Origin of the sequence: Massilia sp. TWR1-2-2 (assembly GCF_049897565.1) — a bacterium.
Classification (GTDB): domain Bacteria; phylum Pseudomonadota; class Gammaproteobacteria; order Burkholderiales; family Burkholderiaceae_D; genus JAFCUW01.
On sequence record NZ_JAFCWM010000004.1, the window covers coordinates 128362 to 141484 of the forward strand.

The 13123-nt window shown below is 66.6% G+C and carries 7 protein-coding genes and 1 pseudogene; 2 read left to right on the top strand and 6 right to left on the bottom strand.

From position 1 onward, the window contains the following. Positions 1 to 23 precede the first annotated feature (23 nt). From ACP7DD_RS05565 to ipdC, 5 genes and pseudogenes are all read right to left on the bottom strand, one after another. Positions 24 to 2489: an adenosylcobalamin-dependent ribonucleoside-diphosphate reductase gene (locus tag ACP7DD_RS05565; protein ID WP_426173707.1), complete on the bottom strand. Its 2466-nt coding sequence runs from the start codon at positions 2487 to 2489 to the stop codon at positions 24 to 26. Positions 2490 to 2626: 137 nt separating this feature from the next. Then, positions 2627 to 3100: a ubiquinone anaerobic biosynthesis accessory factor UbiT gene (gene ubiT, locus ACP7DD_RS05570; protein ID WP_426173708.1), complete on the bottom strand. Its 474-nt coding sequence runs from the start codon at positions 3098 to 3100 to the stop codon at positions 2627 to 2629. Next, positions 3097 to 3987 (bottom strand): annotated as a pseudogene (locus ACP7DD_RS05575) (U32 family peptidase). Before ACP7DD_RS05575 ends, ubiT begins: the two are co-directional and overlap by 4 nt. 23 nt (positions 3988 to 4010) lie before the next feature. Next, positions 4011 to 5033, bottom strand: a complete 1023-nt coding sequence (ubiU, locus tag ACP7DD_RS05580; RefSeq protein WP_426173709.1) for a ubiquinone anaerobic biosynthesis protein UbiU — start codon at positions 5031 to 5033, stop codon at positions 4011 to 4013. A 31-nt stretch (positions 5034 to 5064) separates the two neighbouring features. After that, positions 5065 to 6738 carry an indolepyruvate/phenylpyruvate decarboxylase gene (gene ipdC, locus ACP7DD_RS05585; protein WP_426173710.1) on the bottom strand — a complete coding sequence of 558 codons (1674 nt, stop codon included), beginning with the start codon at positions 6736 to 6738 and terminating at the stop codon, positions 5065 to 5067. A 310-nt stretch (positions 6739 to 7048) separates the two neighbouring features. Between ipdC and ACP7DD_RS05590 the strand changes: the two genes are divergently transcribed. Together ACP7DD_RS05590 and ACP7DD_RS05595 are read left to right on the top strand one after the other, a co-directional pair. Beyond that, complete coding sequence (locus ACP7DD_RS05590) at positions 7049 to 7999, top strand: cupin-like domain-containing protein (protein ID WP_426173711.1); 951 nt, start codon at positions 7049 to 7051, stop codon at positions 7997 to 7999. 180 nt (positions 8000 to 8179) lie between these two features. Further along, positions 8180 to 11485, top strand: a complete 3306-nt coding sequence (locus ACP7DD_RS05595) for a DUF4214 domain-containing protein (RefSeq protein ID WP_426173712.1) — start codon at positions 8180 to 8182, stop codon at positions 11483 to 11485. Between the two features lie 45 nt (positions 11486 to 11530). Here the strand turns inward: ACP7DD_RS05595 and ACP7DD_RS05600 are convergent, their stop codons facing one another. Further along, the gene (locus ACP7DD_RS05600) at positions 11531 to 13075 is read right to left on the bottom strand and encodes an MFS transporter (protein ID WP_426173820.1); all 1545 of its coding nucleotides are present in this window, start codon (positions 13073 to 13075) and stop codon (positions 11531 to 11533) included. Positions 13076 to 13123: the final 48 nt, after the last annotated feature.

Sequence of the window (13123 nt, forward strand, 5' to 3'; positions counted from 1 at the left end):
CAACAGCCCCGCCTGCGCGCGCGTTAGCCGCAGCTACCGATGTAGTGGCATTCGCTGCAATGGCTGCAGCCATCGACCTTGTGCAGCGCGTGCGCGCCGCAGTCCGGACACTTGCGTCCCGCGTGCGTGCGCTGCGCCGGCGCGCTCTGGACCGCGCGGTACGACGTGTCGGCCGCGCCGCCGGCCAGCTGGCGCGCCAGTTCCACGGTCGGCACCTGGTCGCCGTTCTGGTCCAGGAACCCGCGCCGGATCAGCACCCGCTGCAGCATGAAGGCAATCGCCGCGACCTCCGAGTCGTGATACATCGGCACCTCGCTGCCATCGGCGCGCGTGAAACTGCCGCAGCGAACCGGCCCCTTCTCCCACACCACTTCGCGCATGTCCGCCAGCGCCCGCGCCACCGAACTGCCGGCGCGCGCCGCCAGCGACAGCAGCCGCATCGTCGAGGTGATCCACTGCTGGCCGTCGCTGCGCTGGTTGGCCGGCATGAAGAACTCGAACGGCCGCTCGATCACCACCGGCAGGCCGTCCAGCCGTCCTTCGGCGCGGATGAAGCTGACCGTCAGATACGCCGCCTTCGGCCCCTCCTGTGTTGTGTAGCGCACCTTGCAGGTGACCGATTCGAGTTCGCCCGATGGCCGGCTGTCGAAGCGCCGGCGCAGCGGATCTTCATCGGGCAGGACCGCCGACGACGGCGCCGGCGCCACACTGAGCACGCTGGCCAGGCCGGCGTTGGGCCGATACGTCGCCAATCCCTTCAGGCCAGCGCGCCAGGCATCGCGGTACAGGTCCTTGAAGTCGGCGTACGGATAATCGGCCGGCACGTTGACGGTTTTCGAAATCGCCGTGTCGATGAACGGCTGCACCGCCTGCATCATGCCCAGGTGGTCGCGCGCCGCCATCTGCAAGGCGGTGACGAATTGCGCGGGCAGGGCGGCGTCGTTGCTGACGTCGTGGCCGAGGTGGCGGTACAGCCGCCACGCGTGGTCCGCCACCTCGTAGCTGCGGGTGCCGCCATCGGCCATTCGCTTCTTGCGGTAGTAGACCCACGAGAAAGCCGGCTCGATGCCGTTCGACGCGTTGTCGGCGAACGCCAGCGTGATCGAACCGGTCGGCGCGATCGACAGCAGGTGCGAATTGCGGATGCCATGTTGAGCGATGCGCGCGCGCAGCGTCGGCGGCAGGCGCCCAATGAACTGGCCGGCCAGGTAGGCCTCGGCGTCGAAGCGCGGGAACGGGCCTTTTTCAATCGCCAGGTCGATCGAGGCGTTATAGGCGGCGTCGCGCAGGTCCTCGGCGATGCGTGCGGCGAGCGCGCGGCCGGCATCGCTGTCGTAGGCGACGCCGAGCATCACCAGGGCGCTGCCGAGACCGAGGAAGCCCAGGCCCACGCGCCGCTTGGTGCGACCTTCTTCGGCCTGCTGCGGCAGCGGCCACTCGGTGGCGTCGAGCGCCAGGTCGAGCATGCGCACGCCGACCGCGGCCACCTCGCGCAGGCGCGCGAAGTCGATCGCCGCCTGCGCCGTGAATGGCGCGTCGACAAAACGGGTCAGGTCGATCGAGCCCAGGTCGCAGCAGCCGTACGGCGGCAACGGCTGCTCGCCGCAGGGATTGGTGGCGCACAGCTGCTCGGCGTAGTACAGGTTGTTTTCGGCGTTGATGCGGTCGATGAACAGCACACCCGGTTCGGCATGGTCGTAGGTCGACTGCATCACCGCCTGCCACAGCAGGCCGGCGTCGAGCGTGTGGAACACCCACTTGCCGTCGGCGCGCTGGCTGGCGCCGGCGGCGATCTGGTCGTCGGACGGCTCGGCCGCGTGCACCAGGTCGAACGGCTGCTGGTCTTCCAGCGCCTGCATGAAGGCGTCGGTCACCGCGATCGACAGGTTGAAGTTGGTGAAGGCGCCGTCATGCTTGGCCGTGATGAAACGTTCGATATCCGGATGGTCGATGCGCAGTACGCCCATCTGGGCGCCGCGGCGCGCGCCGGCCGATTCGACCGTCTTGCAGGAAGCGTCGAACACTTCCATGTACGACACCGGCCCGGATGCGCGCGAATGGGTGCCCTTGACCTTGCTGCCGCACGGGCGGATGGCGCTGAAGTCGTAGCCGACGCCGCCGCCGCGGCGCATCGTCTCGGCCGCTTCGGCGACGGCGGTGTAGATGCCGGGCAGGCCGTCGTGCCAGCCGGTGACAGAGTCGCCCACCGGCTGCACGAAGCAGTTCATCAAGGTCGCCTTCATGCCCATGCCGGCCGCCGAGTTGATGCGGCCGGCCGGAATGAAGCCTTGCTGCTGCGCCCACAGGAACCGCGCGGCCATCGCTTCGCGCAGCTCCGCGCTTTCGTACTGCGCCAGCGCGTGGGCCACGCGCTCCTGCACCGCGGCGATGGTGTTTTCGCTGCCTTTGGCGTACTTCTCGCACAACACGTCGATCGACACTTCCTGCGCCGGAAGGGACCGGCCAAACATTTTTTCGCTCGCGTTCATTCTTGTCCTGAGTATAGTGTGCTGGCCGCCACGACGGCGCCAGCGCATCCACTATCGGCGAAGCGCCGACGAAAGTCCTTGAAGCAGGCTAAGGATTCAGGCACGAAACGCGAACCGTCAGGCGTGGCGCCGATGGCCTAGCGAGTACGCCCCGGCCCAGGTGGCCGCTGAAACGGCGTCAGGCGCTGCAGGAACAGGTCGAACGCGCCAAGGTCGAAGGCATCGATCGCGTTCTTGAAAAGCAAACCGAGTTCGGTGTCGCCTTCGAGCGACAGGCGGCGCCGGAAGAACAGGCTGTCCGGGTCTTCCTCGCGGCGCGCCAGCAGCCACAGGTCGTGCAGCGCCGCGGCGATAGCCAGGTCCGGCGTGGCGCCGGGGCCGTGCGCCGTGAAGCCGCGCCCGCGCCAGCTGACGTTGAAAGCGACGCCCATATCGCTGACGCGCAGCTGCAGCAGTTTGCCTTCCAGCCCGGCGCGGGCATCGGCCGCCAGTTGCGGCGCCAGCGTCGCGTTGAGCAGGCGCGCGAACAGCCACGAGCCGGGATAGGCGGGCAGGCGCGCGAGCACGCTGCCGATCGACGGCGCCAGGGGCCGGCGCTGGCGCCAGTTCATGCCGCCACCTGCAGCATGCCGCTCTGGCCGTACCAGTAGCCGTTGCACGGCGGCCCTGGCAGCGAAGGCGCCAGCAGCTTGCGCGCCTCGTCCGGCGCCAGCAAGCCGCGCCGGGCCTGGTCGTAGATGTCGAGCAGCGGCGCGGTGCCGCTGGCCTGCGGGCTGATGCGCAGCACGTCGACGCCGGTCGCGGCCAGTTGGTCCAGTTCGCCGATCAGGCACTGCACCGACGACGACTGCGTCTGGGTGCCGTTCAGTACCAGGAACGGCGCCTGTTCGCGGGTGCGCAGCAGCAGGCCGTCCGGGTGATCGAGGCAGCTGAACTGGCAGTCGTCTTTCGGCAGGTTGCGGTTTCGGGCGGTGAAGCAGCGCGCCGAAAACGCCAGCGGCATGCGCCCGTGCGCGAAGATCTCGGTTTCCATCGCCGCCGGCCCGTCGCGCAGCACGTCGACCAGCTGGTCGCGCCCCATTTCCAGCGGCAGCACTCAGCGCGCCGCGCCCAGTTCGGCCAGCACCGCCAGCGCCGGCCCGTTGTACAGGTTCAGGTGCGGCCCGGCGACGAATGGCGCGCCCGGCGCCAGGCTGTGGACGGCGCCGAAGTCGTTCGCCTCGACCAGGTAGCGGCCGTTGGTGGCGATCTTGCGCAGCGCCGTCACTTCGCTGGTCGACTCGATCAGGGCCTGGGTCGAGAACACGGCCTGCTTGCCGGCGGCGGCCAGCATGTCGGCGACGTCGAACCAGTCGCTCAGCTTCATCTCGTGGCGGCGCGAGCAGACCGTCTCGCCGAGGTAGACGATGTCGGCCGGGCCTGCGGCTACCTGCTGGTAAAAATCAAACATGACGGCGCGAGGCCAATAGGTCAGGACGGGGCCAAGGGCCAGCTTCAACATGGGACAGACTCCGTTGGTGGTTATTTCCAGGCGCGGTGATAGGCGCCGAGGGTATGCTGCTGGCCTTCGGCGACTTTGCCGAGGGCGGCCATCCAGGCCGGATGGACCGAGTAGCGCGCCAGGTTGTCGCGGCAGGCGTCGAGCGCTTCGCGCCACACCCGCGTGACCTGCGCCACGTAGGCCGGACTGCGCTGGCGGCCCTCGATCTTCACCGCGCGCACGCCGGCGGCGATCAGTTGCGGCAGCAGTTCGAGCGTATTCAGGCTGGCCGGTTCCTCGATCGCGTAGTAGCTCTCGCCCTCGACCTCGAAGCGGCCCTTGCACAGCGTGGGATAGCTGGCATTTTCGTCCTGGCCGTAGCGGTCGATCAGCACGCCGTTCAGGCGCGCCTCCAGGCCTTGCGGGGCGTTTTGCCAGCGCACCGCCTTGGCTGGCGAGCAGACGCCGTGGGTGTTGGGCGATTCGCCGGTGGCGTACGACGACAGCGCGCAGCGGCCTTCGACCATCACGCACAGGCTGCCGAATCCGAACACTTCGATGTCCACCGGCGTGTTGGCGATCAGCTGGCTCACCTGCGCCATCGACAGCACCCGCGGCAGCACCGCGCGTGCGATGCCGAAATGCCGATGGTAGAAATTGATCGCCTCGAAATTGGTGGCCGAGCCCTGTACCGACAAGTGCAGCGGCAGCGCCGGGTGATGTTCGGCGACCCATGCCATGAGCGCCGGATCGGCGCAGATCAGGGCGTCGGCGCCGGCTTCGGCGGCGCGCGCGGCGGCGCTGCGCCATGCGCGCCAGTTGCCGGCCTGGGGATAGGTATTGAGCGCGACGAGTACCTTGCGGCCGCGCTGATGGGCGTAGGCGATGCCCTCGGCGATGGCCTCGTCGTCGAAATTGAGGCCGGCAAAATTGCGCGCATTGGTGGCGTCGCGAAAGCCCAGGTAGACGCAGTCGGCGCCGTTATCGACGGCGGCCCTGAGCGCGGGCAGGCTGCCGGCCGGGCATACCAGCTGCGGCACGTCGGCGTGAGTGTGTGGTGTCACTGGTGTCATTGGTCGATTCGATTGCAAGAGGTCAGAGTGCCGGTTCGAGCTCGCGCGAGCGTGCCAGCGTGAGTGGGGCGGGGGCGCTTTGCTGCAGGCGCCGCACGCCGTTGACGAAGCGCCCGAGCGTGTCGGAGACGACGCCGCGCGGAATCATCACTTCGATCAGCTCGAAGCGCCCGCGCCGCGCCAGCGCCGCATCGAGGGCGGCGCCCAGTTCGGCGCGGGTGGTGACGCGGCAGCCGTTGCCGCCCAGGGCCGGCGCCACGTCGGCGAAGTGCCAGTCGCTCAGGTCGGTGAAGCCGGCGGCCGGCTCGAACGCGCGCAGCATCTCCCAGCTGCAGTTGTTAAAGACGATGACGATCGGGTCCCAGCCGTAGCGCTGGCAGTTGCCCAGCTCCCAGCCGGTCATCTGGAAAGCGCCGTCGCCGACCAGGATCACCGGCCGGCCGGCGCCGCCTGCCTGCAAGCCAAGGCCGGCCGGCACGCCGTAGCCCATGGTGGCGTAGTAGCCCGGCGCCACCAGCGCCGTGTGCGCGATGTCGAGCGCGGTAAACAGGCAGTCGCCGATGTCGGCCGCCAGCGGCAGGCCGGGATGCGCCGCCAGCACGTCGTTGACGGCGCGCGCGATGTCGCGCGGCGCGATGGGTGCTGCGTCGCGCGGCAAGTCATGCGGATACGCGGGCGGCGCCAGCGCGCTCGCTTGCGTGCCGACCCGCCGCCCGTGTTCGAGCAGCGCGTCCACCAGCGCCTCGAGCGGCATCCCGGGGTAGACCTGGTAATCCATGCTGACGGCGCCGTCGTGCGCATGGATGCTGGCGTGCAGGTCGATGGTCTTGCCCGACGCGCCGAAGTTGGTGTCGGAGACGATCACGCCGAGCATGAACAGCGCGTCGGACTGCTCGACCGCGGCCGACAGCGCGGCCGGTCCGGCCACGCCGAGGTAGGTGCCGAGCAGCGCCACGTCGGTATCGGCCAGCAGGCCGCGGCCCATGAACGTGGTCGCCACCGGAATGTTGAGCAGTCGCGCCAGGCGCGCGACCTTGTGCTCGATGCCGTAGCGGCGGATTTCGACGCCCACCAGCAGCAGTGGCGCGCGCGCCTGCGACAGCCGCGCCAGGATCGCCTCGGTGCAGGCGGCCAGCGCGCGCGGCTGCGCGGCGGGCGGCGCCAGGCGCGGCACCGGCGCGCATGGCATCAGGACCATGTCGCGCGGCAGTTCGATATACACGGGGCGCGAATGGGCCAGGCAACTGGCCAGCACGCGCGCGATGTCCGCCGGCGCGCGCGCCGGGTCGTCCAGCACCACCTGGTCGCAGCTAATCTCGCGGAAGATGGCCAGTTGCGAGTCGAGCGTCTTGGCCTGGTGGTGCAGCAGGTAGCCGCTGCGGCGCTCGGCGGCGCCGGGCGCCCCGGAAATGACCACCAGCGGCACCTTTTCGGCGTACGAGGAGGCCACCGCGTTGACCATGTTGAGGGCGCCGGCGCCGTAGGTCACCGCCGCCACGCCCAGCCGGGTGTGGTAGCGCGCCGCCGCGTCGGCGGCAAAGCCGACCCCGGGCTCGTGGCTGAGGGTGAACATGGGAAGTATGGCGGTCGTCTCGACCTGGCGAAAGAAGGCCAGGATGAAGTCGCCCGGGATGCCGAAAATTTCGCGGGCGCCGTGCTTGTGCAAAGCGTGCAGAAGTGCCTGTGACAGGTTCATGGGGGCTCGATGAAGGGCGGGCCAGCCCGTGCCGGCCCACACGCAATGTACCGCGGGCCGCCACTGTGGCGCCTTAACCTGAGATAAGCAAAGGCGAGCCGGTGTCGAGTGCGACCAGCGGGGAATCGAAGTGGCCGTGGCGCTGCCCGGGGCCGGCCGTTACAGCCGGGGCGGTGCGAGGGGGCGCTACAACTAAGGCTGGGGGGGCAGGTGCGCGTTGCGCGGCCTCCAGGACATTTGCCCCAAGACCGTGGTCCTTGCCGCCACTGAGTGTATACTTCGGGCCGTCACGATCAGATGGTAAAGCTTCATGTCAGTAGAAAAAAATGCGGCGAGCCGCGAGCAAGAGGCGCAGACGCGCGTCGCGCAGCGGTCGCCGCCTCCGTTGGCGGCATCTCGGCCGACATCGCCCGAAGACGCGATCGCGCGCAAGCAGGCCCGCGAACAGCGCGATGCACAGGTTCGCGGCGTCACGTCGATCGGCGCCATGCGCAATGCGATCAAGCGTGTGGCGCGCGATTTGCCAGTCATTACCGCGGTGCCGCGCTTAGGCGTCCTCGATGCCAAGGCGTTCCGTGTTCAGGCGGCACGAGGGCTACCTTTCCTCATCTCCGGCATGGTTGAGCGCTGGCCGCTGTCGGCGCTGACGCCGCAAACGCTGCGCGAGCGCTTCAGCCATTTGTTGGTGCGCGCGCGGGTTGGCGACTACATCAACACCGCGTTCGCGGCCGACCGTGCCATGCAGGACATGACGATGCTCGAGTACCTCGACCTCGTCGCCGCCGGCGCCGGTGGCCTGCCGCCTTACCTGGGCAACCTGGAACTGCGCGAGCTCAATTCGCTGTGCTACTGGCCGGCGTATTTCAGCAAGATGGGTCCGCCGCGCTTCTGGCTGGGCCCGGCCGGAACGGTGACGCCGCTCCATTGCGACTACGACGACAACATCTTCGCGCAGATCTGGGGCACCAAGCGGATTTTCCTGGCGCCGCCGCATCACGACGAGTTCCTGTATCCCCGCGAGGCGAACGCCATCCTGTTCGGATCCCCGTTCGATCCCGAGGCGCCCGACTTTGACACATTCCCGCTGGCGCGCCAGGCGAGCACGTTCGAATGTATCGTCGGCCCGGGCGACATGCTGTACGTGCCGGCAGGCTGGTATCACCAGGTGCGCGCGCTGACGTTTTCGCTGTCGGCCAACCGGTGGGCGAGGGCAGTGCCGTATGCGTTGAGCGGCGAACCTTCGGTGGGCAATCCTCGATAGAGGTTCGCGCCGAATTCCAGCGGCCAAGCAGCGTCGCGTCGGTGGCCGTGTCAATGCCGAGTTTTTCCCGCCACTCCGGCTGATTGCGGCCTCGGCATGTCATCGAACAATAATAATTCGACAACACGCGGGAAGCTTGATATTATTGCACGACGCCCCTTCTCATCCCAGGACTGCGCCATGAAATCGTTCCTCTTTTCACCATTGCGCAGTATGGTCATGTCGACGTTGTGCCTGGCAATGATGTCCTGTGGTGGTGACGTGGCTTCCCCGCCGCCGACGCCAACTCGGACATTGGCCACACTGCAACAGGCAAGTCCGGCGCGCACAGCGGCCGATTACCACATGGTGTTGCAGCAAATTTATGTTGGCTATTTCGGCCGGCCGGCCGACCTGTCCGGTCTGAATTTCTATGGCAAGTTGTTTGCCGACGTACAGGCGCCGACCTCGCTGGTCGCCGTTGCCAACGCCTACTCCAGCAACGCGACCGTTCGGGCCGTAGTCGATAGCTTTGGCACCAGTTTTGAAAGTCAGGATCTCTACCCTGGCACCAATGACGCTTTTATTTCCGCCATTTATCGTAATCTGTTCAACCGCGCTCCCGATACCTCCGGCAAAGCCTTTTGGGTGGGGTTGCTTGACAAGAATTTGGTGACGCGTGGCGGTGCCGCGCTGGCGATCATGGGCGGCGCCCAGTCGACCGACATGCAATCGATCGTCAACAAGGCGAGCGTGGCATCTGCCTTCACAAGCGCGCTCAACAACCAGCAGCGCATTGCGGCGTATGCTGGCCTGGATGCAATACGGATGGCGCGCGCAATGCTGGCCAACATCGCCTTTGCCACCGATGCGGCGCGTTTCAGTCCTGCTATCGAGGCGACCGTACAAGCGCTGCTGGCCCACCCGGCCCCGCTGGCGAAACTGATGGTCGCCGCGGGCGGCGCGCACACCTTGGTCATTAACACTGACGCCAGCCTGTGGGCAAGCGGCTTGAATGCCTTTGGCCAGCTCGGCGACGGCACTACCACCGACCGCAGCACGCTGGTCCAGGTGGGCACCGGTTTCGTCCAGGCTGCCGCTGGAGACTACAAGAGCTACGGTGTCAAGCTCGATGGCAGCCTGTGGGCGTGGGGCGGCGGCTTCAATGGCAGCCTGGGCATAGCCGATACCATCTCGCTGCGCAATCCGACCCAGATCGGGACCGGCTACAGCACCGTATCGACGGTGGGAGACTTTACGCTGGCACTCAAGACCGATGGCAGTTTAATGTCGTGGGGTAAGAACGAAGTCGGTCAACTGGGCCTGGGGCATCGCGTCGACCGCCCGACGCCGCTGCTGGTGGGCACCGGCTACAAGGCCATTGCCGCGGGCTGGTATCACTCGCTCGCACTCAAGCACGACGGCACACTGTGGGCGTGGGGCAGCAATACCGGCGGAACGCTTGGCGATGGCACTAAGCTAGATCGTCTCGTACCGACCTTCATCGGCACCGGCTACAGCGCCATCGCCGCCGGGTCGGTCTCGGCCGCGATCAGGACCGACGGCTCGCTTTGGACGTGGGGCACCAGCGGGCGCGGCGCGCTTGGCGCTGGCGCAACGGTGACGCAGTCGCTTACGCCGCGCCAGATCGGCGTCGGCTTTGTTGAGGTGGCCACCGGGGAAGAACGCATGTTTGCGCGCAAAAGCGACGGCACGCTGTGGGCCTGGGGAGACTTCCAGTTTCTTAACAGCACCGACCCAGCCCAGTTCGTACCCCAGCAGATCGGCACGGGATATACATCGATCGTCGCCTCTGGCGATCACGCCCTGGGTATCTTGCGCGACCAGAGCCTGCGCGCCTGGGGCCGGAATGACCGTGGCCAGCTGGCCGATAACACCCACCTGGGCCGCACGGCGCCAAGCCCGGTCGACCTGAACAATTTTTCCAAGGCGACCGTGTTCGGCAACATGACCACCTTCAGCGGTACGGTGGCGATGGGAGCGGCTATCGGCAGTGCCGATATCAGTCTGTTCGACTTTGAAGGGCTGGTCGATTCAACCATCGCCGATGCGCAGGGCGGATGGATCTTGCCGCTGGCCGATATCCGGCGCAAGTTGACCGGACCGTTCGTGGTGCGCGCCAGGTTCACCCTCGGCGGACGCGAAATCAACTTGTTTTCAATTAGTACGGACAAGATCGGCGGCGACATCCGCATGAATATCACCCCGATTTCTGACATCATCACGCGCGGGTACGCCGCACCTGTCGTGCTCGGCGACGGCCCGGTTTCCGGACTGCCCAATGATGAAGAGAAACTGGCTGCCGCCACAACGGGTGTCAAGACCATGCTAGGGACGATGATGCCGCGCGATATCAACGACTTGATCAAGACTGGCTATGTGGCCGATCCGAACGCCAGCAGCTACGACGCGCTGCTGGAGCGCACCCGGGTCAGCTATGCCAACGGCAATGTCGCCATCGCCAACATCGGCGGTGAGCCAATGGCCACCGCCTCGCTGCAAGACGTGGCTCAAAACAAGGTTCCTTTAACCGAGGCGAGCATCATCAGCGACTCGGATCGTCTCCGTGCAATCGATATGCGCGGGCTGTTCACCGGCTCTTCGTGGGTGTTCCCGAATGAAAAGGGCGGCGTGCCCTTGATTGTGAATGCCGTCACAACGGGCGCGGCCATTGCCAAGCGCACACTGACCTTGGTGGTGCGCGGCAGCGGCATGGATAGAAACCATCCGATCAATGTGGTACTGCCCGATTGCGCTGATCTTCTGTTCGCGGGGGGGACAGAAACCGCCCGGACCTATACTTGTACGCCTCAGTCTGCCGGCAACAAGGTCGGCTACGTCGAGTCTTTCATCACCGGTCAGCGTCTATTTTCGTTCGCTGTCGATGTCCAGCCTCAGCCGCAACCGAAGCCCACCAGCTATTCGCCTTCCACGGCAGCCCTTGGCCAGCTCACGGTTTTCACGCTGTTCGGTACCGACCTGCGCAACGATATGTACATTGATTTGCCCAATTGCAGCCTGATGGTCATCCTTGCCGGCGGCTCGCTGACCGAGCAAAAATTTAGCTGCACCCCCAACAAGGCGGGCGCGGTAAAAGGTCAGATTTACAGCAATTATCGCGGCACGCTGCTCGGTTCCATGGACGTGACTATTTCCGGTAGCGGCGGAGCGTCCGGCACAGGCCTGAAGGGAACGTGGTGCACTGACACGGCCGGCAACCAGAACTGCTGGGTGTTCGACAACGAAACCGGCAGCAACACAGGCAAATTCTACCAACAATCGATCAATCAATACTCCGGCACGCTGACTAACACAATGACCTGGTCGACGGATGGACGATCGCTGACCTACCGGTTTACCAACTCGGCATTGACTAACAGCCCTTACGCTTACAACAAGCCGGTCAGCATGGCCGCAGTGACGTTTCCGTACACGTTGACCGCAACGGTATTCCGCTTCCAGAACATCGATTTTTACAGACAGTGAGTTTTGCACACATCGATGCCGACGCCCGCCGCCAATCTAAGCTGCTTACGGCGGCACACTGCGCGCCGTCGAAGCCGACACATTCACCCGCCGCCTCACCTGCGGCGCTTCCTCGCCCAGATGAAACGCCAGCTTGCGTTCGCGCAGCGACACGTCGCCCGCGGTCACCCGGTCGAAACGGCGCAGGTGCTCGGTCCAAGAGTCGTCGATCACCACTTCGGTGTAGCGCCCAGGCTCGGCGATGTCGCGCAGCAGCTGCCAGCCGAGCGCGCCCTGGCGCAGGCGGCTGCGCCGGCTCTCCTGCATCAGCGCGACAAATGCGTCGGCGCGCGCCGGGTCGATGATGTACTCGATGCTGAGCACGATGCGGCCGCGCCCGGGAGGCGCGTCGGCCACCGGCGCCTTGAACAACTGCGACGGCGTCAGGTCGTCGACCAGGCCGCGGTCCTGCACCAGGCGCAGCACCAGCAGCATCACCACGATGCCGCTGATGGCGGCATAAACAAGGCTGTGCTGCACGCTGTCGACGGTTGCCACCTGGCCCCACACGGCGGCACCCGCCGCGCTCGAACCCATCAGCGCCATCTGGTAGATCGACATGCCGCGCGCGCGCACCCAGTCCGGCAACGCCAGCTGCATCGACACGCTGAGCGAATTGGCGGTCGTGATCCAGGCCATGCCGGTCAGCACCATTGCGGCCATCGTCGCCGTCATGTCGCCGCTGACGGCGATCACCAAACTCATTGCTGCCTGCAACAGGGCGCCGTACAACACCAGCAGGTCGCGCGTGAGCGCCTGGCGCAAGCGCGGCAAAAACAGCACGGCGACAATCGCGCCGCCGCCCATGCAGGCAAGCAGCGCCGTGTAAGTGGCGGCGCCGCCGTCGAGGTTGCGCGCCACCAGCGGCAGCAGCGCCATCAGGCCGGCCGAATGAAAGAAGAACACCGCGATGCGCGCCAGCACGGCCTTGACCCGCGCCGACTGGCTGACGAACTGGATGCCGACCCGCATCGCGCGGCCGAAGCGCTCGCGCCCCAGCGGGCTTGGCACATGCTCGCGGCGCCAGCGCATGATGACGAAGCCAGCGGCGACCGACAGCACGGCGTTGAGCACGAACACGTATGCGGTGCCGACGCTGGCGATCAGCGCGCCGGCAATGAGGGGGCCGGCGATGCGCGACGCATTCATCGCCACGCCGTTCAGCGCCAAAGCGGCCGGCAGTTGCGGGCGCGGCACCAGTTCGGGCACGATTGCGGCAAACACCGGCCAGCGCATCGCCAGGCCGATGCCGTTGGCGAACGTAAGCGCCAGCAGCAGCGGCGGATTCATCACGCCCGACAGCACCACCAAGCACAGCAGCAGCGCCACGGCGGCCACCCAGAACTGGGTGACGATGAAGTAGCGGCGCCGGTCGAGGATGTCGGCCAGCGCGCCGCTCGGCACGCCGAGCAGGAACACCGGCAAGGTAGCGGCGGTCTGCACCAGCGCCACCCAGATCGGCGCGCTCGTCAGCGACGTCATCATCCACGCCGCGGCCACGTCGTTCATCCACATGCACAGGTTGGCAACTAGCCAGGTGCTCCACAGCATGCGGAACACCGGGTGGACCAGCGGCGCCAGCGCCTCGGGATGGTTAGC